This window comes from Pseudoxanthomonas winnipegensis (genome assembly GCF_030322905.1).
Taxonomy (GTDB): domain Bacteria; phylum Pseudomonadota; class Gammaproteobacteria; order Xanthomonadales; family Xanthomonadaceae; genus Pseudoxanthomonas_A; species Pseudoxanthomonas_A winnipegensis.
Genome location: NZ_CP095475.1, coordinates 2753658 through 2777855 on the forward strand (window position 1 = coordinate 2753658; position 24198 = coordinate 2777855).

19 protein-coding genes and 1 pseudogene are annotated in these 24198 nt (G+C 70.3%); 10 read left to right on the forward strand and 10 right to left on the reverse strand.

Annotated features, from left to right (window positions below; all coding sequences use genetic code 11):
• Nucleotides 1–132: 132 nt before the first annotated feature.
• The 5 genes from MWN52_RS12160 to map all read right to left on the reverse strand — a co-directional run bounded on the left by MWN52_RS12160 (nt 133) and on the right by map (nt 6715).
• A complete protein-coding gene (locus tag MWN52_RS12160; RefSeq protein WP_130522895.1) occupies nt 133–492 on the reverse strand; it encodes an arsenate reductase in 360 nt (119 codons plus the stop codon).
• A 44-nt stretch (nt 493–536) separates the two neighbouring features.
• Entirely contained in the window at nt 537–1481 is a 945-nt protein-coding gene (locus tag MWN52_RS12165; protein ID WP_286574833.1) for a glycoside hydrolase family 43 protein, read from the reverse strand.
• Nucleotides 1482–2431: 950 nt separating this feature from the next.
• Nucleotides 2432–3277, reverse strand: coding sequence for a 2,3,4,5-tetrahydropyridine-2,6-dicarboxylate N-succinyltransferase (dapD, locus tag MWN52_RS12170; RefSeq protein ID WP_286574834.1), 846 nt, complete (start codon nt 3275–3277; stop codon nt 2432–2434).
• Nucleotides 3278–3314: 37 nt separating this feature from the next.
• Nucleotides 3315–5942 carry a [protein-PII] uridylyltransferase gene (gene glnD / locus MWN52_RS12175; protein WP_286574835.1) on the reverse strand — a complete coding sequence of 876 codons (2628 nt, stop codon included), beginning with the start codon at nt 5940–5942 and terminating at the stop codon, nt 3315–3317.
• Nucleotides 5939–6715, reverse strand: coding sequence for a type I methionyl aminopeptidase (gene map / locus MWN52_RS12180; protein ID WP_130521328.1), 777 nt, complete (start codon nt 6713–6715; stop codon nt 5939–5941). The genes glnD and map overlap by 4 nt, the downstream gene beginning before the upstream one ends.
• Nucleotides 6716–7049: 334 nt before the next feature.
• Between map and MWN52_RS12185 the strand changes: the two genes are divergently transcribed.
• The 6 genes from MWN52_RS12185 (at nt 7050) to tsf (ending at nt 14020) form a co-directional block, all read left to right on the forward strand.
• Nucleotides 7050–7574, forward strand: a complete 525-nt coding sequence (locus tag MWN52_RS12185) for a Csu type fimbrial protein (RefSeq protein WP_130521326.1) — start codon at nt 7050–7052, stop codon at nt 7572–7574.
• A gap of 75 nt (nt 7575–7649) precedes the next feature.
• On the forward strand, nt 7650–8339 hold the full coding sequence (locus MWN52_RS12190) for a fimbrial biogenesis chaperone (protein WP_286574836.1): 690 nt from the start codon (nt 7650–7652) through the stop codon (nt 8337–8339).
• Nucleotides 8293–10707, forward strand: coding sequence for a fimbria/pilus outer membrane usher protein (locus tag MWN52_RS12195; RefSeq protein ID WP_286574837.1), 2415 nt, complete (start codon nt 8293–8295; stop codon nt 10705–10707). The genes MWN52_RS12190 and MWN52_RS12195 overlap by 47 nt, the downstream gene beginning before the upstream one ends.
• The gene (locus MWN52_RS12200) at nt 10704–11723 is read left to right on the forward strand and encodes a Csu type fimbrial protein (protein WP_286574838.1); all 1020 of its coding nucleotides are present in this window, start codon (nt 10704–10706) and stop codon (nt 11721–11723) included. Before MWN52_RS12195 ends, MWN52_RS12200 begins: the two co-directional genes overlap by 4 nt.
• A gap of 504 nt (nt 11724–12227) precedes the next feature.
• On the forward strand, nt 12228–13010 hold the full coding sequence (gene rpsB, locus MWN52_RS12205; protein ID WP_130521317.1) for a 30S ribosomal protein S2: 783 nt from the start codon (nt 12228–12230) through the stop codon (nt 13008–13010).
• 131 nt (nt 13011–13141) lie between these two features.
• On the forward strand, nt 13142–14020 hold the full coding sequence (gene tsf / locus MWN52_RS12210; RefSeq protein WP_286574839.1) for a translation elongation factor Ts: 879 nt from the start codon (nt 13142–13144) through the stop codon (nt 14018–14020).
• A 256-nt stretch (nt 14021–14276) separates the two neighbouring features.
• On the opposite strand, the gene radA is transcribed toward tsf, so the two are convergent.
• Nucleotides 14277–15671 carry a DNA repair protein RadA gene (gene radA, locus MWN52_RS12215; RefSeq protein ID WP_286574840.1) on the reverse strand — a complete coding sequence of 465 codons (1395 nt, stop codon included), beginning with the start codon at nt 15669–15671 and terminating at the stop codon, nt 14277–14279.
• Nucleotides 15672–15804: 133 nt separating this feature from the next.
• Between radA and MWN52_RS12220 the strand changes: the two genes are divergently transcribed.
• The 4 genes from MWN52_RS12220 (at nt 15805) to MWN52_RS12235 (ending at nt 19327) form a co-directional block, all read left to right on the forward strand.
• Nucleotides 15805–16719, forward strand: coding sequence for an ankyrin repeat domain-containing protein (locus MWN52_RS12220; RefSeq protein WP_286574841.1), 915 nt, complete (start codon nt 15805–15807; stop codon nt 16717–16719).
• 139 nt (nt 16720–16858) lie between these two features.
• Nucleotides 16859–18154 (forward strand): tRNA lysidine(34) synthetase TilS, encoded by a 1296-nt coding sequence (gene tilS, locus MWN52_RS12225; RefSeq protein ID WP_286574842.1) that lies wholly within the window; start codon nt 16859–16861, stop codon nt 18152–18154.
• A 35-nt stretch (nt 18155–18189) separates the two neighbouring features.
• Nucleotides 18190–18450, forward strand: a complete 261-nt coding sequence (locus MWN52_RS12230) for an exodeoxyribonuclease VII small subunit (protein ID WP_130521307.1) — start codon at nt 18190–18192, stop codon at nt 18448–18450.
• Entirely contained in the window at nt 18440–19327 is an 888-nt protein-coding gene (locus MWN52_RS12235) for a polyprenyl synthetase family protein (protein WP_286574843.1), read from the forward strand. Before MWN52_RS12230 ends, MWN52_RS12235 begins: the two co-directional genes overlap by 11 nt.
• 65 nt (nt 19328–19392) lie before the next feature.
• Here the strand turns inward: MWN52_RS12235 and MWN52_RS12240 are convergent, their stop codons facing one another.
• The 4 genes and pseudogenes from MWN52_RS12240 to MWN52_RS19645 all read right to left on the reverse strand — a co-directional run.
• Complete coding sequence (locus tag MWN52_RS12240; RefSeq protein ID WP_286574844.1) at nt 19393–20538, reverse strand: DUF1501 domain-containing protein; 1146 nt, start codon at nt 20536–20538, stop codon at nt 19393–19395.
• A gap of 145 nt (nt 20539–20683) precedes the next feature.
• Nucleotides 20684–22069, reverse strand: coding sequence for a DUF1800 domain-containing protein (locus MWN52_RS12245; RefSeq protein WP_286574845.1), 1386 nt, complete (start codon nt 22067–22069; stop codon nt 20684–20686).
• Nucleotides 22070–22842: 773 nt separating this feature from the next.
• On the reverse strand, nt 22843–23268 hold the full coding sequence (locus tag MWN52_RS12250; RefSeq protein WP_286574846.1) for a DUF4870 domain-containing protein: 426 nt from the start codon (nt 23266–23268) through the stop codon (nt 22843–22845).
• 266 nt (nt 23269–23534) lie between these two features.
• Nucleotides 23535–24012, reverse strand: a pseudogene (locus tag MWN52_RS19645) (HD-GYP domain-containing protein); the annotation flags it as partial.
• Between the last annotated feature and the right edge of the window lie 186 nt (nt 24013–24198).

Below are 24198 nucleotides of genomic sequence, written 5' to 3' on the forward strand. Positions count from 1 at the left end.
GAGCGGGCGACAAGGATACGACGACCCCCGCCCCCGTAGAGCGGAGCTTGCTCCGCTGCTCTTGGGTCAGGCCCCCAGGAAGAGTTCCAGCGGCCAGATCAGCGGGAAAGCCCTAGCGGAGCAAGCTCCGCTCTACGCGATCCCGAAGCGCGCCTTGAAGCCGTTGTCGGAGAAGCCCTGGCTCAGCGTGCCATCGTCGGTGATCACCACCGGCCGCCGGATCAGCTGCGGATGCTCGCGCAGCAGCAGCTTCCATTCGGCCTCGCTGCCGGGCGACTTGCGGTTCTCGGGCAGCTGCCGCCAGGTGGTCGAGGACTTGTTGACCAGCGCGTCGAAGCCACCGGCCTTGCCCGCCCATTCCACCAGTGTCTCGGGCGAAGGCTTGTGCTCGCGATAGTCGACGAAGGTGTAGGCCACCCCGAAGCGATCCAGCCACTTGCTGGCCTTCTTGCAGGTGTCGCAGTTCTTCAGTCCGTAGAGCGTGGTAGTCATGCAGGCGTGTCTCACAAGTCCTTGGGGCTTGCGAGGACGCCGCGTCAGCGCAACGGGTGCGGCGCGACGCCCTCGTTGGTCATCTTCACCGGCAGGATGTGGCCCTGGGCATCGAAGACCATGCGGTCGATAGCGACCTGACGATGATTGCCATCGTGGTCGCCCAGCGGGTGACGATGGTAGACGATGTACCAAGTGTCGTCCTGGCCGCGGAAAATGGAATTGTGGCCCGCGCCCGTGCCGATCTTCGGATCCTGCTGCAGGATCTTGCCGATGCGCTTGAACGGCCCCAGCGGCGAGTCGCCGATGGCATAGGCCACCGCGTAGTCCGGCCCGGTCCAGCCGCCCTCGGACCACAGGAAGTAGTACTTGCCGCCGCGCTTGAACATCAGCGGACCTTCGACGTACTCCGGCGCCGGGGTGATCTCCTTGAACACCGTGCCGTCGTCCATCGGCCGCACGCCGGTGAAGTCGTCCTTCAGGCGGACGATGTTGGCGTGCTTCCAGCCGCCGTAGATCATGTACCAGGTGCCGTCGTCGTCCTTGAACACGAACTGGTCGATCGGCTGGGCGCCGTTGTGGAACTGCCCGATGAGCGGCTTGCCGATCAGGTCCCGGTACGGGCCCGCGGGCGCGTCGGCCACGGCCACGCCGATGCCGCCGACTTCGGCATCGCTCTTGATGTCGTTGGCGGCGAAGAAAAAGTAGTAGCGCCCGCGGTTCTCCACCACGGCCGGCGCCCACATCGCCTCGCGCACCCAGGACACCGCATCTTTCTTCAACACACCCGGATGCCGGGTCCAGGTCACCAGGTCCGGCGAGGAGAACGCATCGAAGTCAGTCTGCTGCGCGTACGGCAGCGAACTGGTCGGGTAGATCCAGTAGGTCTTGTCGAAGACCGCCGCCTCGGGGTCCGCGTACCAACCCGGGAAGATGGGATTACCGGCACGCGCCTTGGCGGCCGGCTCCGCGGCCCAGGCGCCAGACATGCCCGCGACCATCACCAACCCCAGCGCCGCCGCCTTCCAGCCCCGATTCCGCATGCCCTGCTCCCGCCGCAATAGACCAGCACCGAGTCTAGGCGGCACTGGATCGATCCAAAACAAGACGAAAGTCAAACGCTGGCTGTGGACGACAAGACCGTGAACTCCTCGCGTTGGCGGTTACACATCCGGTCGTGCCGCCGTCGGGGAGCGCCTCCGCACGAATAAATAAATCCGGATTCTTCGCAGGATTGCGCGGACGCGGATCAGTTGATGGCATGGCGGCGAAGTCGAAGATCCCACTTCGCCGACCAGCCTCGACCCAGCCGGGCGCGGCTCCTCCGCTCGGTCCGCCATCTAAGGCGGATTCGCCGCCGCGGGCCGTCCTGAGGCCCGCTCTCCGCACGCCCGCCCAGGTGGAGGCGCTGCGGCGGATAGCACAGGAATTCTTCCAATTCGAATGCATCGCGCAGTGCTTTGCCCCCTCCCTTTCGCCGCAGGCGAAGGGGAGGGCCGGGGTGGGGTGCTTTTGCTCTTCGCTTCGGTGGCTTGCCGGGTAAAGCCCCGACCCCTCCTCATCCCTCCCCTGCGCTGCGCGCAAGGGAGGGGGCCTCAAGTCGACAACTTCCCGTCACTGGCCGCTTTGTGCGCAAGGGAGGGGCTAGCAACACCCCGCAAACCGAAGCCCTGTGACCTGACGCACGCGGCAGCGGGCCGGCGGGCAGTGGCCGCGACGAGCGAGGCAGGAGCCGAGCGCCCGAATCAGGGCAGGATGCCCTGATTGGGGATCAGCGGACGCCGCCCGCCGGACCGCTGCCCTTCCGAAGTCCCAAACGCCCACGCGCCGTGGTTCCGCGACCGGGCGAAGAACCCAAATCAAACCCGAAGCCAAGGTATAGCTCGATACCGCCTCAGCTTCCGGTTCGATTGCAGAAAGGCCACGCGCCAGGGCGCGCTCAGTCCGCCAGTCCGCGCAGCAGGTCGTTGACGCTGGTCTTGGCGCGGGTCTTCTCGTCGACCTGCTTGACGATCACCGCGGCGTACAGCGAATGCGTGCCGTCCTTGGCCGGCAGGGAGCCGGACACGACCACGCTGCCCGGCGGCACGTAGCCGTAGCTCACCTCGCCGGTGGCGCGGTTGTAGATACGCGTGGACTGGCTGAGAAACACGCCCATGCCGATCACGCTGTGGTGGCCGACCACCACGCCTTCGACCACCTCGGCGCGGGCGCCGATGAAGCAGTGGTCCTCGATGATGGTCGGCGAGGCCTGCAGCGGCTCGAGCACGCCGCCGATGCCGGCGCCGCCGGACAGATGGCAGTGCTTGCCGATCTGCGCGCACGAACCCACCGTGGCCCAGGTGTCGACCATCGTGCCCTCGCCCACGTAGGCGCCGATATTGGTGAAGCTGGGCATCAGCACCACGTCCTTGCCGAAGTAGGTGCCACGACGCGCCACCGCACCGGGCACCACGCGCACGCCGCCGGCCTTGAACTGCGCCGCGTCGTAGCCGGCGAAGCGCGCCTCGACCTTGTCCCAGAACGGCGCCGGCTCGGCCTCGATCACACGCATGTCGTTGACGCGGAAGTACAGCAGCACCGCCTTCTTCAGCCACTCGTTGACCTGCCAGCCGCCCTCGGCCAGCGGCTCGGCCACGCGCAGCGCGCCGGATTCCAGCCCGTCGATGGCCGCGTACACGGCCGGGCGCAGCTGCGCCTGGATCTCGTCGGCGGTGAGTTCGGCGCGGCGCGCGAAGGCGTCTTCCAGGGTGGACTTGAGGGTTTCGAGATCGACGGCGGACATGGGGCGTGGGGTTCCTGCAGACAGAGGGTGAGGGAGATCAGGCGGCCGCTTCCAGGCAGCTGGCCAAGGCCTGGCGCAGGGATTCGCGCTCGGCGTCGGTCAGCGGCTGGTCGCCTTCGTCGCTGAGGTGGAACAGGTCTTCGGCGCGCTCGCCGAAGGTGGCGATGCGCGCATCGTGCACGCGCAGGTGCTGGCGGCGCAGCACCTGCGCCACCTGGGCCAGCAGCCCGGGCCGGTCGGGCGCGACCAGGTCCAGCACCGTGTAGCGACCATCGAGCGTGTTGCCGAACTCGAAGCGCGGCGGAAAGCGGAAATGCCGCAGCTGGCGCGGCACGGTGCGCTGGGCCACGCGCACCTGGTCCAGCGCGCCGGCCAGCGCGCGACGCAGCGCATCGGCCAGGTGCCCGGGGTCGTCGCTGGCATAGGTGTCGGCCGGCAGGACCTCGAAGGAGTCGAACACCGTCCCGTGCGGCCCCACCAGCACGCGCGCCTGGTGGATGGCGAAGCCCTGCTTGTCCAGCGTGGCCAGGATCGCGGCGAACAGGCCGTCGCGGTCGGGCGAGTGCACGAACACCTCCATCGCCCGGGTGTTGTCGTCGATCAGGCGCACCTGCACCAGCGTCTGGCCGTGGCGCACGTCCACCAGCGCCGCCGCCTGCCAGGCCAGCTGTTCGGGGCGGAAGCGCAGGAAGCTCTCATCGGGCATCTCGGCGAACTGACGCGCGATGGTGTCGGCGTCGAAGCCCTGCGCCAGCAGCAGCGCGCGGGTCGCCTCGCGGCCTTCCTCCACGCGCTGGCCGGCGGCCATCGGCTGCTCCAGGCCCTCGCGCAGCACACGGCGCGTGGCGAAGTAGAGGTCGGCCAGCAGCCGGTCCTTCCACGCGTTCCACAGCTTGGGGCTGGTACCGGCGATGTCGGCGCAGGTCAGCAGGTAGAGATAGTCCAGGTGCTCGCGGTCGCCGACCAGCGTGGCGAAGCGGTGGATCACCTCCGGATCGGCGATGTCCTGCTTCTGCGCGGTCACCGACATGCGCAGGTGCTGCTCGACCAGCCAGGCGACCAGCTCGGTATCGGCCTCGCTGAGCCCGTGCGCCGCGCAGAAGTCGCGCGCATCGGCCGAGCCCAGCTCGGAATGATCGCCGCCGCGGCCCTTGCCGATGTCGTGGAACAGCCCGGCCAGCAGCAGCAGCTCGGGCTTGCGCAGGCGCGGCCAGACTTCGTGGGCGATGGAAAAGCGCTCGTCGGCGCGGCCGTTGGCGAACGCCGCCAGATTGCGCAACACCATCAGCGTGTGCTGATCGACCGTGTACACATGGAACAGGTCGAACTGCATGCGCCCGGACACCTGGGCGAAGGCCGGCAGCCACTGCCCCAGCACGCCCAGGCGGGCCATGCGCGCCAGCGTGTCGACCGCGCGCGGGCCGCGCAGCAGCGCCATGAACTGCGCCCGCTGCTCGGCGCTGGCGCGCGCATACGCCGGCAGCGTCGGCAGCGCCTCAGCCAGCGCGCGCGCGGTCTGCGAATGCAGGCCGCGGACCTCGGCCTGCGCGGCCCAGGTGGCGAACAGCGCGAACACCGCGCCCACATCGGCCGGCCAGTGCGGATCGCGCGCGGCCAGGTAGTTGCGGCGCAGCTCGAAGTCCGCATCCAGCGCCTGCGGCGTGCCCTCGCCTTCGAACTGCTCCTCGAAGCGCTGCAGCAGGCGATCGCCGATGCGGCGCACGATCGCCGCGCTGCGGTAGAAGGCCTGCATCATCTGCTCCACGCCCAAGCTGCCGGGCGCGTCCCGGTAGCCCAGGCGCGTGGCCAGCGCCTTCTGGTAGTCGAAGCGCAGGCGCTCCTCCGGCCGGCCGGCGACCAGGTGCAGCCCGTAGCGCAGCCGGCCCAGGACGCGGCGCTCGCGCGCCAGCGCGGCGGCCTCGTCCGGGCCCAGCTGATCCATGCCCACCAGCGACTCCAGGTCGCGCACGCCGAAGGTGCGCAGCGCCATCCAGCCCAGCGTGTGCAGGTCGCGCAGGCCGCCCGGGCCGTCCTTGATGTCCGGCTCCAGATTGTCCGAGGTGTCGCCGAAGCGCGCGTGGCGCTGGGCCATCTCCTGGCGCTTGACCTGGAAGAACTCGCGCGGCGGCCACACCTGCCGGGGCGACACGGCCTCGGCCAGGGCCTTGCGCGCGGCCTCGTCGGCGATCAGCGGACGCGCCTCGAGCAGCGCGGTGGCCACGGTCTGATCCTGCGCCGCCTCGCTGCACTGCGCCGGCGAGCGCACCGCATGGCTGAGCTTCAGGCCGGTGTCCCAGACCAGCGCCAGGCAGCGGGCGAGCGCGTCGTGGTGCAGCTGCTGGGCCTCGGGCTCGCCCAGCACCAGCACGTCCACGTCCGACTGCGGAAACAGTTCGCCGCGCCCGTAGCCGCCGACCGCGAACAGCGACAGCCCGCTCTCGGCCGGCAGGCAGCGCCGCCAGGCCTCGCGCAGCAGGTGGTCGACCGCGCGCGCGCGCAGCGCCAGCACGTGGTCGATGCGGTCAAGATCCTCGTAGCGGCGCGCCAGCTTCTCGTCGGTGGCCGCCAGCGCGGCGCGGGCCTGTTGCGACCAGGCGCCATCGGTGGCCGGATCGGCCTGCGCCGGCGCGCGCGCCGCGCCGCTGGCAACCGGCGGGGCGGTCACAGGTCGTTGTCGTCGCCTGGCAGGCGGGTGAGGATCTCCACGCCGTCCTCGGTCACCGCCACGGTGTGCTCCCACTGCGCCGACAGCTTGCGGTCCTTGGTCACCACGGTCCAGCCGTCCGGCAGGGTCTTGGTGTAGCGCGTGCCCTCGTTGATCATCGGCTCGATGGTGAAGGTCATGCCGGGCTTGAGCACCACGCCATCGCCGGGACGGCCGTAATGCAGCACCTGCGGCTCGTCGTGGTAGACCTGCCCGATGCCGTGGCCGCAGTACTCGCGCACCACGCTGAAGCGCTCGGACTCGGCGTACTGCTGGATCGCATGGCCCACATCGCCCAGCGTCGCGCCCGGCTTGACCGCGCGGATGCCGCGGAACATCGCCTCGCGGGTGGTCTCGACCAGGCGCTTGGCCATCACCGACGGGGTGCCGACGTAGTACATGCGGCTGGTATCGCCGTGCCAGCCATCCTTGATGACGGTCACGTCGATATTGACGATGTCGCCTTCCTTGAGGACCTTGCCCTCGCTCGGGATGCCGTGGCAGATCACGTTGTTGACCGAGGTGCACACCGTGGCCGGGAAGCCGCGGTAGCCGACATTGGCCGGGATCGCGCCCTGCACGTGGACGATGTGGTCGTGGCAGATGCGGTCCAGCTCGGCGGTGGTCACGCCCGGCTTCACGTGCGGGGCGACCACTTGCAGCACTTCGGCGGCCAGGCGGCCGGCCACGCGCATCTTCTCCAGGTCGGCGGCGGATTTCAGTTGGATGCTCATGCGCCCATTATCGCCGATTGCGCCCGCATCTGAACGGGCAGGTCCGGTCTCGCGGCCGGGGAACGGCGCCCGACCGCAGTGGGGCCAGGCCCTCGCACCCACCGCCCGGGAGACTCCGACCGCGCATCTCGATGACGGTCACGCGCCTCCACCGAAGGCGCCGCCCCCGTTAGTAACGGACCACAAGACGCCGCCTACTAGGACGCAAGTCTCAGATTTGCATGAATAATTTTTTGTATTCAGCGCAGGTCAGCACTGTTCGTAAGGTCACTTTCTTTAAACCCGAGCCGGCAAGGTGCCGGTACTTGTGGTCCCAAGGACCGGGAGAGACTCCATGCGTTACCTGCTTTCCAACACCCTCGCCGTTGCCCTGCTGGCCGCCTGCGGCATCGCCCAGGCGGCAGATACCACCACCTTCAACGTCAAGCTGGTGGTGACCAAGTCCTGCACCATCACGGCCGCCGCCGCGACCGATGTGGACTTCGGCACGCAGGCTTCCACGGTGACCGCCAACGTCGACAACGCCGGCAGCCTGACGGTTCGCTGCACGCCGCTGACCCCGTACGCCATCGCGCTCAACGCGGGCGCCAATGCCGCCACGGCCGGGGATGTGACCACGCGCCGGATGAAGCACACCGACGCCACCGTCACCACCAACAACTATGTCGGCTACCAGCTCTACGCCGACCTGAGCCGCACGACCGTGTGGGGCGGCACCACCGGCACCAACACGCTGGCCAGCACGGGCCTGGGCATCAATCAGGTCTATCCGGTCTACGGCCGGATCAACAACCTGGCGGCCAACAATCCCGCCCCGGGCTCGTATCAGGACACCGTGACCGCCACGATCATCTACTGAAGGAGCGATATGGGGAAAACCCAGGATGCGCGTGCGAAACACAGGAGAGGGCTAATCAGATGGACCTGGATAGCGTTGATCACCACGCTGGGCAACACGGCCTTTGCCACGAGTCTGCAGGTTTCTCCCACCTCGATCACCCTCACCCCGGCACGCAATGCCGACGCGCTGTGGCTGAGCAACACCGGGACCGAGCCGGTCCACGTCCAGTTGCGCGTGTTCCGCTGGACCCAGTCCGGCGGCACTGAGTCGCTGGATGCCACCCAGGAGGTGATCGCCAGCCCGCCGATGCAGACCATCGCCCCCGGCGCGCGCCAGCTGGTCCGGCTGATCCGCCCGGACCGCTCGCCCGTCGCCGCTCAGGCCAGCTACCGCGTCCTCGTCGACGAATTGCCCAACGGCAATGCGCGACAGGGGCTGCAGCTGGTGCTGCGCTACTCGGTGCCGGTGTTCGTGCAGCCGGGCGATGCGGCGCCGCAGCCGGTCTTGGCCGCCACGGTGGTGGCCGCCGCCGATGGCGCCAGCGCGCTGGAAGTGCGCAACACCGGCACCGGCCACGCGCAACTGGCCGACCTGGGCATGGTCCAGGCAAGCGGGCCGGACACCGTGCTGCTGCCCGGCCTGGTGGGCTATGTGCTGCCAGGTCAGACGATGCGCTGGACGCTCCCGGGCGCCGCCGGCCGCTACGTCGGCGCGCATTTCAAAGCCAGGATCAACGGTGAAGCCGAGAAGCGTCCACTGCCGCTCGTGCCGCCCTCCCGCTGAAGGCTGGTCTGCCGCACTGGCGCGGGCTGCGCTGCTGGCCCTGCTGATCGCTCCGCCGGTCGCGGCCTTCGACCTGGCGCCGCCGCCCGCCGCGCCGATGGCCGACCCGCGCTACGACCAGGTGCTGTACCTGCAGGTGAGCCTCAACCAGACCGACACGGGCAAGATCGAGCGCTTCGAGCTGCGCCGCGGGCGCCTGCATGGATCCGTGCAGACCCTGCGCGCGATCGGCTTCCGCCTGGACGGGCGCGCGCCCGAGGAGGTGCTCGCTCTGGATGCGATGCCCGAGGTCGCGGTGCGCTACGAGCCCGAGGTCCAGCGCCTGTTCTTCGATGCGCCGCTGTCCGCGCTGAAGCTGGACACCACCGTGCTCGCGCCCGAGCAGGAGCCCGCCCCGCAGGCCACCTCCTCGCCGGGGGCGCTGCTCAACTACGACCTCTACGCCAATCGCACTGCCGACCAGACCAATCTGGCCGCCACCGTGGAACTGCGCGCCTTCGGCATCGGCCAGGGTGTGCTCAGCAACACCTCGGTCATGCGCGTCTATGAGGGCCAGGGCACCCGCGGCTGGCGGGTCGAACCGACGCGCCTGGACACCCACTGGCAGCTGGACCTGCCGGACCGGGCGCTGACCCTGCAGCTGGGAGATTTCTACAGCGACGCCCTGGACTGGACGCGCTCGATCCGCATGGCCGGCGTCCAGCTCGGGCGCAACTATGGGCTGCAGCCGTATCGCGTGACCACGCCCCTGCCGGCCTTCCTCGGCGACGCCGCGGTGCCCTCGCAGGTGGAGCTGTATGTCGATGGCCTGCGCCAGTACAGCGGCCAGGTCGCCGCCGGGCCGTTCCAGCTCTCCACCCTGCCCGGCATCAACGGCACCGGCAACGCGCAGGTGGTGGTCACCGATGCCTTCGGCCAGGTGCGCACGCTGGATTTCTCCTTCTACGGCACCCAGGAGCTGCTGGCCAAGGGCCTGTCCGAGGGCGGCGTGGGGGTGGGCGTGCTGCGCGAGGACTACGGCCTGCGCTCGTTCCGCTATGGCAACACGGTGGTGGGCACCGGAACGTTCCGCTATGGCGTCAGCGATGGCTTCACCGTCGAGGGTCACGCCGAGCATGGCGGCAACATCAGCAACGCCGGCGCGGGCGGACTGTGGCTGCTGGGCGGCGCCGGTGTGCTGTCGGCCTCCTATGCGCGCAGCCGCCGCGGCGATGAGGCAGGCGGCCAGACCGCGATCGAGCACACCTGGAACAACGGCACCTTCAACCTGGCCATCGGCACCCAGCGCACGCATGGGCGCTATCGCGATATCGGCAGCCTGCAGGGCAGCATCCCGGTCAGCGCCAGCGACCACGCGATCTTCGGCGTCTCCCTGCCCCGCTTCGGCTCGCTCAGCGCCAGCTACGTGCGGCTGCGCAACGAGGACGAACCCAGCCTGCGCTATGCGGGCCTGTTCTGGTCGCAGACCTTCGGCGAGGACTGGTCGGCCAACCTGTCGGTGAACCAGAACCTGGACGACGCCTCCGACCGCAGCCTCTATCTGTCGGCCTCGCTGGCGCTGGACGGGCTGCGCCGGGCCTCGGTCTCGACCCAGCGCAACGGCAACCTCAACACCCAGGTCGTCGAGGCCTCCCGGGCCGTTCCCGGCGACGGCGGCCCCAACGGGCTGGGCTGGCGCGTGCAGGCCCGCAGCGGGACCGGAGGCGCCGGCGGTCTGGCCGAACTGGGCTGGCAGAACGATGTCGGCCGCTACGGCCTGGGCGCGGCCAGCCAGGGCGGCACCACCTACGGCTATGCCAGCGCCAGTGGCAGCCTGGCCTGGCTGGGCGGCGGCGTGCTGGCCGCGCGTTCGGTCGACAACGCCTTCGGCGTGGTCTCGACCGGACGACCCCACATCCCGGTCCGGCTGGAGAACCGCCTGATCGGCCAGACCAACGCCGACGGCCTGCTGCTGGTCACCCCGCTACAGCCCTGGCAGCGCAACCGGGTCTCGATCGACATCCTCGACCTGCCCGCCGACCTGCGCGTGGACGAGGTGGAACGCGTGGTCACCCCGCGCGCCGGCGCCGGCCTGAAGGTGCCCTTCGCCATCACCCAGGTCCGCGCCGCCACGCTGGTCCTGCGCGATCCGGCCGGCCAGCCGCTCGCGGTGGGCAGCACGGTGACGCCGGTCGGCGCGAAGGAGCCGGCCGCCGTCGTCGGCCACGACGGCGAGACCTACCTCGACAACCTGCAGCTCAGGAACCGTCTGCGGATCGGCGCCGAATCGGGCACCTGCGTGGTGAGTTTCGACTATCCCGCCCGGATCGCCTCCGCCCGGATCCCACGCATCGGTCCGCTGACCTGCGCCCCGGAGACCCGCCAATGAGCCGCCGCCTGCCGTGCTGCCTGCTGCTGGCCCTGCTGGCGCTCTGGGCCTGGGCGCCGAGCGCGCGCGCGGCGACGGTGTGCACCGCCACCACGCCGACGGTGCTGGCCTTCGGCAATGTCGCGCCCACACAACCCACCGATACCGTCACCTCCTTCACTGTAACCTGCAGCACCGCCGCGCTGGCCGTGCTGAGCAACACCAAGGTTCGGCTGTGCGTGGGTCTGGGTCCGGGCAGCGTCGATACCTCGCTGTCGCCGCGTCGTCTGCGCAACGCCGACGGCGACACGCTCAACTACCAGCTCTATCTGGACCCGGCCCGCAGCCAGATCTGGGGCGCGCTGGGCAATGCGGTCAGCACCGTGCTGGTGCTGGATTTCGACTACGCGGTTCCGTTGATCATCGGCGGCTCGCAGGCGCAGACCGTGACGATCTATGGCCGGATTCCGGCCAATCAGGCGCTGGCGGCCGGCAGCTACGGCAGCACCTTTGCCGGCGCCAGCACCGTGCTGACCTATGCGGCCAACACGCCGCTGCTGGGCGCCGCGGCGAGCTTTCCCGCCGCCTGCAATGTCTCCGGCGCGACGACTGCCAACGACGCCTTCCCCTTCGTCGCGTCCGCCAACGTGCCGGGGCAGTGCTACGCCTACAGCGCCAGCGATCTGGATTTCGGCAGTGTCGCGGGCTTCATCGCCGCCAATGTCGACCAGACCTCCGCCATCGGCCTGACCTGCACGCGACGCACCGCCTGGCAGCTGGGCCTGGACAATGGCAGCAACGCCCTGCTCGGCCAGCGGCGCATGCGCCAGGGCGCGACCAGTCAGTACGTTGCCTACGACCTCTACCTCGACCCCGCGCGCAGCCAGCACTGGGGCAACGTTCTGAACACCGACACCTTGCAGGGCACCGGGACCGGCGCCGCCCAGACCGCCACCGTCTACGGCCGCGTGCGGTCCGGGCAGAGCGCGGCCGCCGGCAGCTACAGCGACACCATCACCGTGACCATCACCTACTGACGCGCAAGGTCAGAACCGACCCGCGCAGGCGACGCCAGGGCGTGTTCCTTGTGAACGCGGTCTCATAAAACGCCCTGCGATGCGACTTCATGCGCCATGCCGGAGTTGGCACGCCGCCTGCATGACTCCGGGCAGACCGGGCATCTCGCCCGTCCACCTCCCCCGGAAAACCCTCATGCGCCTGTCCTCCTCCCGCCGTCTGCTGCTGCTCGTCATCCTGATCGCCGCCGCCCCGCTGCTGGCCTGACCCGCGCCAGGGCGCGATTTGCGCCCACCTGCGCCCGCCGGCTATAATCCGCCGGCTCTGAAAGGCCGCCTGGCCTTGTAGAGACCGCCCACGCCGGGCGTCACCGGCGAATACACACCTGCTGCCACAGCCCGTGCCGGGGTGCCTTCCTTACCAGGAGGGTTCGGCCACGGACGCCGCAGGGAGGCCCAACCCCGGAACCATCAGTGCCGCATCCCAAACGCGCGGCCGGTTCCACTGCCTTGGAGTTTTTCACGATGTCCCAGATCACCATGCGCCAGATGCTGGAAGCCGGCGTGCACTTCGGTCACCAGACCCGCTACTGGAACCCGAAGATGGCCCCGTACATTTTCGGTGCCCGCGGCAAGATCCACATCATCAACCTGGAAAAGACCCTGCCGCTGTTCGTTGACGCGATGAACTTCATCAGCGCCATCGCCCAGAAGCGCGGCACCATCCTGTTCGTCGGCACCAAGCGTTCGGCCCGCGAAGCCATCAAGGAAGAAGCCGAGCGTTGCGGCATGCCGTACATGACCCAGCGCTGGCTGGGCGGCTCGCTGACCAACTTCGCCACCGTGAAGAAGTCGGTCGCCCGCCTGAAGGAGCTGGAAGCGGCCGAGACCGACGGCACCTTCGAGAAGCTGGTCAAGCACGAAGTGCTGGGCCTGCGCCGCGAGCGCGACAAGCTGCAGGCCTCGCTGGGCGGCATCAAGGAGATGAACCGTCTGCCCGACGCCCTGTTCGTCATCGACATCGGCCATGAGGACATCGCCATCAAGGAAGCCAAGAAGCTCGGCATCCCGGTGGTCGCCGTGGTCGACTCGAACTACGACCCGGCCCTGGTCGACTACGCCATCCCGGGCAACGACGACGCCATCCGCGCCGTGCAGCTGTACGCCCGCGCCGCCGCCGACGCCGTGCTGGAAGGCAAGGCCGCCGCGCCGAACTCGGCCACCGTGCGCGAGGAAGAGTTCAGCGAAGGCAACGCCGAGGCCAAGCCGGCCCGTCGTGGCCGCAAGAGCGACGAAGCCGCCGCCTAAGGCGTCACGGCCGTGCAACGCCGGCGCGCCACTGTGCGCCGGCTCAGGGCGGCGGAGCGCAGACTCCGCCGCTGTCGCTTCAAGGACCGGCGCTTGCGCCGTCCACCCCATTCCCAACTGAGGTCATCACCGTGGAAATCACCGCTTCCCTGGTCAAGGAACTGCGCGAGCGCACCGGCGCCGGCATGATGGAGTGCAAGAAGGCGCTCACCGAGAACGAAGGCAACATCGACACCGCCGCCGAGTGGCTGCGCAAGTCCGGCCTGGCCAAGGCCGACAAGAAGGCCGACCGCGTCACCGCCGAAGGCCGCATCGCCGCGGCGCAGGACGGCGGCAAGGCCGTGCTGGTCGAGATCAACTCCGAGACCGACTTCGTCGCCAAGGACAGCAACTTCGTCGCCTTCACCGACGCCGTCGCCCAGGCCGCCCTGGCCTCCGGCGCCGCCGATGTGGACGCGCTGAAGTCGGCCAAGCTGCCTTCCGGCGAGACCGTCGAGGAGTCCCGCGCCGCCGCCATCGCCAAGCTCGGCGAGAACATGCAGATCCGTCGCCTGGTCGCCGTCGACAGCGCCAACAACGTGGCCGCCTACGTCCACGGCGGCAAGATCGGCGTGCTGGTCGAGGTCAAGGGCGGCGACGCCGACCTGGCCCGTGGCCTGGCCATGCACGTGGCCGCGATGAACCCGCCGTACAACAAGGCCAGCGACGTGCCGGCCGACTTTGTGGCCAAGGAGAAGGAAATCGAGCTGGCCAAGATGTCCGAGAAGGACAAGTCCAAGCCGGCCGAGATCCTGGAAAAGATCATCAGCGGCAAGATCAACAAGATCGTCAGCGAAGTGACCCTGTACGGCCAGCCCTACGTGCTGGACACCAACCAGACCGTCGAGCAGGCCCTCAAGGCCGCCGGCGCCGAAGCGGTCGGCTTCAAGCGTCTGGCCGTGGGCGAAGGCATCGAGAAGGTGGTGGAAGACTACGCCGCCGAAGTGATGAAGCAGGCCGGCCTGGCCTGATCGCCACACGCTCCAAAGCAACACCCGAAAGGCCGCGGACACCGCGGCCTTTCGCTTTTTTGGCCCCTGTAGAGCGGAGCTTGCTCCGCTGGGCCTTCCCCACGAACCGAACGGAGAGCAGCGGAGCAAGCTCCGCTCTACAAGGCGACCGCGACTGGACCGGAAGAGACAGTTGCTCCAGCCAGGCAAGTTTCCGCAAGGCAGGATTTGCACCGGGCCGTCTCGCCTGTCCGGGAGCCTCAGCCGAGGCGAATCTTCAGCCGAACGCCGCCTCCAGCGCGTCGGCGAGGCGTTCGACGGCGACGACTTCCATGCCCTTGATCGCGCTGGCCTTGGGTGCGTTGCCCTTGGGCACGATGGCGCGCTTGAAGCCGTGGGTGGCGGCCTCGCGCAGGCGGTCCTCGCCGTTGGGCACCGGGCGGATCTCGCCGGACAGGCCGACCTCGCCGAAGGCGATCGTCTTCTCGGCCAGCGGCGTGTCGCGCAGGGACGAGAGCACCGCCAGCAGCGCCGGCAGGTCGGCCGCGGTCTCCTGCACGCGGATGCCGCCGACCACGTTGATGAAGACGTCCTGGTCGCCGACCATGATCCCGCCATGGCGATGCAGCACCGCCAGCAGCATCGCCAGGCGGTTGCCTTCCAGACCCACGGCGACGCGGCGCGGGTTGGACAGCGGCGAGGCATCGACCAGCGCCTGCACTTCCACCAGCAGCGGGCGCGTGCCCTCACGGGTGACCATCACGCAGCTGCCGGGCTGGCGGGTGCTGCCGCCGGACAGGAAGATCGCCGACGGGTTGGGCACTTCCTTCAGGCCCTTGTCGCCCATGGCGAACACGCCCAGCTCGTTGACCGCGCCGAAGCGGTTCTTGAACGCGCGCAGCACGCGGAAACGGCTGCCCGATTCGCCCTCGAAGTACAGCACCGCATCGACCATGTGCTCGAGCACGCGCGGGCCGGCGATGCCGCCTTCCTTGGTGACGTGGCCGACCAGGAACACCGCCGTGCCGGTCTCCTTGGCATAGCGCACCAGGCGCGCGGCGCTCTCGCGCACCTGGCTGACCGAACCGGGCGCGGCGGTCAGCGACTCGGTCCACAGCGTCTGCACCGAGTCGGCCACGATCAGCTTCGGGCGCGCGGTGGAGGCGTGCTGCAGGATGGATTCGATCCCGGTCTCGGCCAGCGCGTGCAGGCCGTCCAGCGGCAGGTCCAGGCGCACCGCGCGGCCGGCGACCTGGGCCAGCGATTCCTCGCCGGTGACGTACAGCACCGGCAGCGTGGCGGCCATCCGCGCCAGCGCCTGCAGCAGCAGGGTCGACTTGCCGATGCCCGGATCGCCGCCGACCAGCACCACCGCGCCTTCGACCAGGCCACCGCCGAGCACGCGGTCGAACTCGCCGATGCCGGTGGACACACGCACGTCCTCGCCGCTGCGCACGTCCTTGAGCGCGGTGATCTTCGGCGCCTCGGTCTTGCCGGCCCAGCCGGTGCGGCGCGCGGCGGCCGGCGCGGCGCCGGCGGCCGGCTCCAGCACGACCTGGCCCAGGCTGTTCCAGGCGTGGCATTCGGTGCACTGGCCCTGCCACTTGCTGTATTCGGCGCCGCATTCGCCGCAGACATAGGCGGTGCGGGCCTTGGAGGCGGCCTTGGCCATGGAGCGTTCCCTGGAGAAAAAACCGGGCGCCACTGTAGCCGGGCGGCGTCTCGGCCGACGAGACCGGCGCGGGCCGGCACGGCGCGCTTTCCACGTACCTTAGCCCGTGAAGCCTTCTCCAAGCCGCCTACCCGTGAGCCGTCTCCGCCTGCCCCGTGGCCCGCTGCGCACCCTGCTGCTCCTGCTGCCGCTGGTGCTGCTGGCGGTCTGCGGCTGCGTGTACGTCGCCCTGAGCCTGCCGCGGAACGCCAATCACGTGCTGGACCCGGATGCGTACTTCACCGGCCCGGGTCTGGCGCTGGCGCGAGCGGTGGACCACCTGGATACGCGCCGCATCGACCAACTGATCCGCGAGCAGGGCCTCGACCCGAACACCGTCTTCGACCGCAGCGGCCGCCCGCTGCTGGCCTGGCCGGTGCTCACCGCCAACCCGCAGGGCCTGAAGCTGCTGCTCGACGCCGGCGCCTCGCCGAACGTGCGCGGCCAGGCCGGCACGGCCGCGGCGTTCGAGTCGGCGCTGGTGCCGGCGGCCGAACGGTCCGATCCCGACTACCTGACCGAACTGCTGATGCGCGGCGGTGACCCCAACACGCGCAACGCCGAAGGCCAGCCGTTGCTGTACGTGGCCTTCAAACACGGCCGCTGGGCCAATGTGCAGCATCTGATCCTGTCCGGCGCCAACCAGGACACCGTCCTGGACGGCGCCGACCACTACGACACCGTGCTGAGCTGGTACGCGCGCAGCGGCCGCTTCGATCGGCTGTACTGGCTGCTGGAACACGGCGGCGACCCGACCCTGCGCATGCACGACCTGGAGGGCGCGCGCCTGCTCGGCACCGCGCAGTCCAACGACGGGCGCATGCCCATCGTGGAGGACGCCTTCTACCGCAACGTGCCCGAGGCGATGCGCGACTGGCAGCGCGCCTGCCAGGCCTGGCTGCTGGACAAGGGCATCGGCCGCCCGCCGATGCCGCCGACCCCGCGCCCGCGCCAGCGCGACCCGCTGCCTTCCGACCAGGAAGCGGGACCGGGCAGCATCGCGCTGTAGCCCGCATCGCGCGCCTTGCCTGCGGACGGCGCGCGATCGACGGATCGGCGCAGGCCGCACTCGATGCGCCAGCCGCTGCGCCGCAACCGCAGGTGGTCCGCGCGTCGCCGCGACGCACCCCGCGTGGCACCATCCCCGGATGGCCTCACCGACCGACCTGCTGGCCGCCCTGCCCGCACACACGCCCGAGGCCGCGCTGTGGGTGGCGCTGAGCGGCGGCCTGGATTCCACCGCACTGCTGCACGCGCTGGCCGCCACCTGGCCCGGCCGCGTGCACGCCGTCCATGTGCACCACGGCCTGCATGCCGACGCCGATGCCTGGGAAGCCCACTGCGTGGCGCTGTGCGCACGGCTGCAGCTGCCGCTGCGGGTCGAACGCGTCGTCGTCGAGCGTGCCGGCGAGGGACTGGAGGCCGCCGCACGCAGCGCGCGCCACGCGGCCTTCGCCCGCGTCCTGCGACCTGGCGATCTGCTGGTCGCCGCCCACCACCGCGACGATCAGGCCGAGACCTTTCTGCTGCGCGCGCTGCGCGCCTCGGGTCCCGAAGGCCTGGCGGCGATGCGGCCGCTGCGCCCATTCGCGCAAGGCCAACTGTGGCGGCCCTGGCTGGACCTGCCGCGCAGCGCGATCCTGGCCTACGCCCAGGCCCACGACCTGCGCTGGGTCGAGGACCCCAGCAATGCCGACGACGCGCTGGACCGCAACTTCCTGCGCCACCACGTGCTGCCGCTGCTGCGCCAGCGCTGGCCGCACGCCGACGCCGCCCTGGCGCGCAGCGCCGGGCTAAGCGCGCAGGCCGACGCGCTGTTGCTTCAGCTGGATCAGGACGCGCTGGACCGCGCGCGCACCGACGATGCGCAGCTGCTGTCGGTTCCCGCGCTGCGGGCGCTGTCGCCCGAACTGCGTGCGCGCGCCGTGCGCCGCTGGATCGCCACGCTGGGCCTGCCACCGCTGCCTGCGCAGGGCATCGTCCAACTGGAGACCAACCTGCTCGATGCCGGGCACGATGCGCAGGCGCGTTTCGACTGGGGCGAGGCGCGCCTGCAGCGCTGGCGCGACCTGCTGCACGCCGGCCGCGCAACGCCGCCGCTGCCGCGCGCATGGCGCACGCACTGGCGCGGCGATGCGCCGCTGGCATTGCCCGGCGGCGGCGAACTCCGGCTGCACGGCGCGGCGTTCGAGGCCCCGGTGCAGGTCGGCGCACGCCAGGGCGGCGAACGCATCCAGTTGCCCGGACGGACGCATTCGCACGCGCTCAAGCACGCGCTGCAGGCGGCCGGCATTCCGCCGTGGCAGCGCGCGCAGCTGCCGCTGCTGCGCGACGCCGAGGGCCGCGTGCTGGCGATGGGCGACCGCCTCCTGTCCGGCCCGTTCCAGGCCTGGCTTGAGGCCCAAAACGCGCAATTGCACTGGACGCCGTCGGACCGCGTTTGATTGACCCTTCGCAGCATGGCCCCCACACTTTGCCCATGGCTAACAAACCCACCGCCGACGCCTCGCCCGTGGCGCATTTCGAGCAATCGCTGGACGAGCTGGAGCAGCTGGTCGCGCGCATGGAACAGGGCGACTTGAGCCTGGAAGAGTCGCTGGCCGCCTACGAGCGCGGCGTCGGCCTGTATCGCAGCTGCCGCACCGCGCTGGAACAGGCCGAGCTGCGCGTGCGCCTGCTCACCGATCCGGACCGCCCCGAGACCGCCGAACCCTTCGCGCCGCTGCCCGATGGGCAGTGAGACCGCGTTCGCGCGCTGGGCACAGCGTGTCGAAGCGACGCTGGAGGCCGCGTTGCCCGCGCCCGACCTGGCCCCGCAGCGCCTGCACGCGGCGATGCGTCACGCCGTGCTCGGCGGCGGCAAGCGCATGCGCCCGCTGCTGGTGTACGCGGCCGGCACGCTGACCGGCGCCGATGAAGCCACGCTCGATGCGCCCGCCGCGGCGGTGGAACTGATCCACGCCTATTCGCTGGTGCACGACGACCTGCCGGCGATGGACGACGACGCGATGCGCCGCGGCCGCCCGACCGTCCACGTGGCCTTCGACGAAGCCACCGCGATCCTGGCCGGCGACGCGCTGCAGACGCGCGCCTTCGAAGTGCTCGCCGACGCGCACGCCGAGCCCGCGCTGCGCGTGGCCTGGCTGCAGACCCTGGCCCAGGCCAGCGGCGTGGCCGGCATGTGCGGCGGCCAGGCGCTGGACATCGACGCCACCGGCCAGCAGCAGTCGCTGTCCGCGCTGCAGCGCATGCACGCGCTCAAGACCGGCGCCCTGATCCGCGCCAGCGTGCGGCTGGGCGCGCTGGCCGGCGGCGCGGACGCGGCCACGCTGCAGCGCCTGGACCGCTTCGCCGACGCGCTCGGCCTGGCCTTCCAGGTGCGCGACGACATCCTCGACGTCGAAGCCAGCTCCGAGACCCTCGGCAAGACGGCCGGCAAGGACGCCGCCCAGGACAAGTCCACCTATCCCGCCCTGCTCGGCATGGACGGCGCCAAGGCCAGGCTGGACGACCTGGCCGCGCAGATGCGCGACCTGCTCGCCCCCTTCGCCCCCTTCGCCGAACGCGCCGATGCGCTGGCCGCGCTGGGCGAGCTGACGGTGCGGCGCGGGCATTGAGTCCTTAAGCCGGCCTCCTTGAGGACACGCCACCGTCCGTCCCCACGCGGGCCAGGCGGGTGGCGTCAGGCCAGCAATCCCTCCATCCCGCGCACACTGCCGCTGCCGGGAAATACCACGGTCTCCAGCTTGCCCTGGTCCACGCGCAGGTGACCGGCCAGCACCGCCTTGAACAGGGCGCGCATGTCGGTGGTGACGCGCAGGTCGCGGCCTTCGTTGAGGGCGCGCTGGGACAGGCCGGGCCAGTCGCCGGCGATGCGGCCACCGCGCACGGCGCCGCCGGCCAGCAGGGCCAGGCCGCCGGTGCCATGGTCGGTGCCGCCGGTGCCGTTGACCTTGGCGGTGCGGCCGAATTCGGTCACCACCACCACGACGGTCCTGGCCCAGATGTCCGGGGCGCCGTCGTGGAAGGCGCGCAATCCGTTGTCCAGTTCGGACAGCTTGTTCTTCAGGATCGCCGCCTCGGCGGCGTGGGTGTCCCAGCCCGAATCCTCGACGAAGCCGATGCGCGGCCCGGCGGGTTGGGACATGAAGCGCGCCGCCGCGGCAGTGGCCGCCGCCATGCGTCCCTTGCCGGCCCCTTCGCCGCCGCCCTCGCCTGCGCCCTGCGTCGCCACCGCGCGCTGGAAACTGTCGGCCAGCACGGGATCGCGCGCGTACAGGTCCTGCAGCCGCTGCAGCAGGATGGGATTGACCTGCTCGGGCAGCGGCGGCGACCAGGTGGACGCATTGCCGGGGCCGCGCATGATCAGCGGCATCACGCTGGTGATCGAAAGCGCCTCGGTGCCGGCCATCGCGCCGGCGCAGCGGTTGAGCCAGCCGGTGTTGGCGCCGCTGGGTCGGGCGCTGCCGTTCTCCAGGCAGTCCTGCGCCTCGAAGTGGGAGCGCTGCTGGTAAGGCGGTGCGATCGCCACTACCGGCAGCAGCTGCCGCTGCCCGTAGAGCTGGTGCGCGAAGGCCAGCGAAGGATGCAGCCCGAACTGGCCGTCCAGCTTCAGCGTATCGCCCGGCGCCATGTCGCCGCGCAGGCTGCGGTAGCTGGGGTCGTCGCTGGGCACCAGCGCATGCAGGCCGTCCAGCCCGCCGCGCAGCAGCACCACCAGCAGGCGCGTGTCATCGGCGCGCTGCGCGGCCAGGCCGATGGACGGCCACAGCGTCAGCGTGGTCATCGCGCCAGCGGCGCCAAGGAAGGCGCGTCGGGTGAGTTTCATGCGTGGCCTCTCAGCAGGATCGTGGTGCTTGGGGTTGGTGGCAGGTCCGACCTCGACGTCCATGGATTCCCGCCTGCGCGGGAATGACGATCGGACTTTTCGCGGAAGACAGTTCAGTCATGCACATTGAAGGGCGAGATCAGGCCTAGGCCCGCCACTGGAAAGCAGGGCTGGCGAACAGCAGCGCCAGACCGTCGCGCGGCGACTCGGCGCGCCTGAGCGTGGTCACGGTGTCGGCATCGAGCGTGTCGGCGAAGACGGTCTGCGCGGTGCGCAGCGGATCGAGCCGTTCCTCGGGGACGGCCTCGGCCAGCGCCTGCGCGCTCTGCACGCGCTTCCACAGGGCATCCGGGCCACTCCACTGCGCTGCGTCGTCCTCGAAGCCGGCCGGCGAGCGCGGGGTGAACGGCGGCTGCCCCATGCGACCGAGCAGCGTGGCCAGCGCCTGCGGCCGGCGATCGTCCAGCGCACCGCCGGCGCGTAGCGCCGAGACCAGGTAGTCGTCGGGCGTCTTGAACTTGCGCGCCTGCGCATCCCAGGCCGCCGGGTGGCGGATCAGCGCGGTGTAGACGGCCGCCAGATCGCCGTCGGTCCTGGCCCAGGCCTTGCACATCGCCTCGATCACCACCGGCGGCGGCGTGTCGCGGATCAGGTGCCGCGCGATCTTGCCCGACACGTGCCGCGCCGTGGCCGGATGCACGGCCAGATCGGCCAGGATGGCGCGGCCCTGGGCCATGCCCGGCTGCGCATAGCGCCTGCCCATCACCGTGCGCGCGCCTTCCTCATGCGCCGCGGGGCGGAACACGAAAGCGCTTTCCACGCCGCCGCGGCGGAAGTCCTGCGGGCCCGGCACGCCCCAGCCAGTGATGGCCTTGGCGAACTCGGTCACATCGGCCTGCGTATAGCCGCCATTGGCACCGACGGTGTGCAGCTCGAGGATCTCGCGGGCCAGGTTCTCGTTGAGCCCGGGCGCCTTGTGCGGATCGCGCCGGCGCGCCCGCTGGGCCAGCATCGAATCCGCGCCGACCGACCGGGCGTTGTCCAGGAAGCGCAGCATCGCCGGGTGCGTCTCCACCGCCAGCAGCAGCTGGCCGAACTGGCCGGTGACGTGCGGACGGATGGCCTCGCGCTCCATCGGCGCGGCATAGGGCGCGGCCACGCGCTTGTCCACCGACACGGCGAAGTGGTTGGACCAGAACCGCACCATGCGCTCGACGAAGCTGGCCTGGCTGTCCACGGCCACCCGGTAGCGCGCGGTGAGTTCGCCCAGCTGACCCTGGCGCAGCGTCCTGGCCAGCGCCTTGGGCTGCTCGCCACCCTCGCGTTTGGCCTCGCGCCGGGCCTGCTGCAGGGCAATGTCCTGCTGCAGGTAATCGATGCTGCCCGGCAGCGCGGCCAGGGCCGCGGGCACGGGCGCCGGGCGCAGCTGGGCAAGCAGCCAGCCCTGCGGATCATCGAGGCCGGCCAGTTCGCCCGGACGGGCGCCCAGGCCGAAACGGTTGGCCGCACTGACGGCGTGTTCGCGGGTCATCGGCAGCGCACTCGTGGCGAAGGTCAAGCAGGACAACGCCCCAGCTCGGTCCCGGTTGACCGCCGCGCCAGCCGATTCAGCGACCGCTGGGTTGCCGACCAGCGGTCCGTTGCAGCTATCACGGCGTAAGGCGGAGCCAGGCGGTCGATGCGATCACTGCGGAGTGAGTAGGCGAGCGGACATCGCCGACCAGCCCCGGCTTAAAGGCATTGAGCAAGCGCTCTGCCCCCTCCCTTTCGCCGCAGGCGAAGGGGAGCTGCGCGCAAGGGAGGGGGCCTCAAGTCGATGATTTCCCGTCACTGGTCGCGTTGTGCGTGAGGAGGGGTTCGAACGCCCCCGCAGACCGAAGCCCTACGACCTGACGCGCGAGGCAGCGGGCCGGCGGGCGGTGGCCGCGACGAGCGAGGCAGGAAGCCGAGCGCCCGAGTCGGGGCAGGATGCCCCGACCGAGGGAAAAGCGGACGCCGCCCGCCGGACCGCTGCCCCTCCGAAGCCAGAACGCTCAACTGCAACGCGATCATGGAAGCGCGAGAAGCACCTCTTCTTGGTGCTCCGAGCGAAAGTCCCTGGGTTCCCGCTTTCGCGGGAACGACGATGGAGGGGCTATTTGAGGCAGGACAGATGCCGTGGCCCAGACGAAGTGCCACTACCCGTCGGACCGCCGTCTCTTTGAAGTTCAGACGTGCCCGCACGCCGCGCGCCCAACTCATCACGAAGCCAAGAAAAAAAGCCCGGCCAGAGCCGGGCTTTTTTAGTTCACCGCAAGCGCGCGCCTACTTGATGAAGCGGAACGCGAACGGATACCGATAGGCCTCGCCGTTGTTGGACTTGATCGCGGCGATGATGATGAACACCAGCGCGGCGATGCCCACCAGCAGCATCAGCGGGCCGGTGACGATGAAGCCGATGCCCAGCGTGACCAGACCGATGAGGGTCAGCACCAGCATGATGATGGCCACGGTGATGTTGAAGTTCAGCGCCTCCTTGGCCTGGTCGGCGGCGAAGGGCAGCGTGTCCTTCTTGATCTGCCAGATGATCAGCGGGCCGATCACGCAGCCCAGACTCGCCAGCCAGCCGGAGGTCAGCAGGCCGCCGAGCAGCGCCGAGAGATGGGCGAACAGCGCCCACTGACGGTCCTCGGGCGAAGGCGTGCCCAGCGGGGGCGGCGGCGGTGCGGTGACGTTCTCGAATTCGTTCATGCGCGTTTCTCGCAGGTCCAGGGTGGAAGGAAGCCGGCCGGCGATGTGCGCCGGTACCTGCGCAGCTTACGTGGCCTGAGGCCGGGTGCGGCCATCCAGCCCGGCCAGCGTGTCGTCCCAGTCCCCGTCCGACGCATCGTCCTCGTCGCGGTAGCGCGCGGCGATCTGCAGCACCTCGGCCTCGATCTGGAAGAACGCGTCCAGCACCACCGGGTCGAAAGTCGTGCCGCGCAGCTCGAGCATCATGGCCTTGGCGCGCTCGTGCGGGAACGGATCCTTGTAGCAGCGCCGGCTGATCAGCGCGTCGTAGATGTCGGCCACGGCCATGATCCGGCCCGACAGCGGGATCTCCTGGCCCTTCAGCCCGGCCGGATAGCCGCTGCCGTCCCATTTCTCGTGGTGGGTGGCGGCGATGTCGCCGGCGATCTGCAGGAAGTTGTCGCCCTCGATCCGCCCGGACGTGCTCAGGATGATCTGGCGGCCGTATTCGGCGTGGCGGCGCATGATCACCAACTCCTCCGGCGTCAGCGCGCCGGGCTTGAGCAGGATGTGGTCGGGCACACCGACCTTGCCGATGTCGTGCAGCGGCGCGGACAGGAACAGCAGGTCGATGTACTCGCGCGTCAGGATGTCGGTGTAGTGGCCGCTGCGCTGCAGGTGCCGGGCCACGGCGCGCACGTAGTGCTGGGTGCGCTTGATGTGCGCGCCGGTCTCCGGGTCGCGCGTCTCGGCCACCGCGGCCATCGATTCGATCGTGACCTGGCGAGCGTTCTCCAGCTGCCTGCGCCAGCGCTGCGCGCGGCGATGCTGGGTCGCCAGGCGCACGCCACAGCACAGCGCCAGCAGCAGGCCCAGGGTCAGCAGCGCCGCGCCGGTCGGCAGGTACACCCCGGTGCGCGCGAACACCGCCGCCGCCAATGCCAGCAGGCC

What these genes read in the sequence shown, in the direction of transcription:
- MWN52_RS12160 (WP_130522895.1), bottom strand. Translation starts at nt 492, where the DNA reads ATGACTACCACGCTCTACGGACTGAAGAACTGCGACACCTGCAAGAAG.
- MWN52_RS12165 (WP_286574833.1), bottom strand. Translation starts at nt 1,481, where the DNA reads ATGTCTGGCGCCTGGGCCGCGGAGCCGGCCGCCAAGGCGCGTGCCGGT.
- dapD (WP_286574834.1), bottom strand. Translation starts at nt 3,277, where the DNA reads ATGTCCGCCGTCGATCTCGAAACCCTCAAGTCCACCCTGGAAGACGCC.
- map (WP_130521328.1), bottom strand. Translation starts at nt 6,715, where the DNA reads ATGAGCATCCAACTGAAATCCGCCGCCGACCTGGAGAAGATGCGCGTG.
- MWN52_RS12185 (WP_130521326.1), top strand. Translation starts at nt 7,050, where the DNA reads ATGCGTTACCTGCTTTCCAACACCCTCGCCGTTGCCCTGCTGGCCGCC.
- MWN52_RS12200 (WP_286574838.1), top strand. Translation starts at nt 10,704, where the DNA reads ATGAGCCGCCGCCTGCCGTGCTGCCTGCTGCTGGCCCTGCTGGCGCTC.
- rpsB (WP_130521317.1), top strand. Translation starts at nt 12,228, where the DNA reads ATGTCCCAGATCACCATGCGCCAGATGCTGGAAGCCGGCGTGCACTTC.
- radA (WP_286574840.1), bottom strand. Translation starts at nt 15,671, where the DNA reads ATGGCCAAGGCCGCCTCCAAGGCCCGCACCGCCTATGTCTGCGGCGAA.
- tilS (WP_286574842.1), top strand. Translation starts at nt 16,859, where the DNA reads ATGGCCTCACCGACCGACCTGCTGGCCGCCCTGCCCGCACACACGCCC.
- MWN52_RS12230 (WP_130521307.1), top strand. Translation starts at nt 18,190, where the DNA reads ATGGCTAACAAACCCACCGCCGACGCCTCGCCCGTGGCGCATTTCGAG.
- MWN52_RS12235 (WP_286574843.1), top strand. Translation starts at nt 18,440, where the DNA reads ATGGGCAGTGAGACCGCGTTCGCGCGCTGGGCACAGCGTGTCGAAGCG.
- MWN52_RS12240 (WP_286574844.1), bottom strand. Translation starts at nt 20,538, where the DNA reads ATGAAACTCACCCGACGCGCCTTCCTTGGCGCCGCTGGCGCGATGACC.
- MWN52_RS12245 (WP_286574845.1), bottom strand. Translation starts at nt 22,069, where the DNA reads ATGACCCGCGAACACGCCGTCAGTGCGGCCAACCGTTTCGGCCTGGGC.
- MWN52_RS12250 (WP_286574846.1), bottom strand. Translation starts at nt 23,268, where the DNA reads ATGAACGAATTCGAGAACGTCACCGCACCGCCGCCGCCCCCGCTGGGC.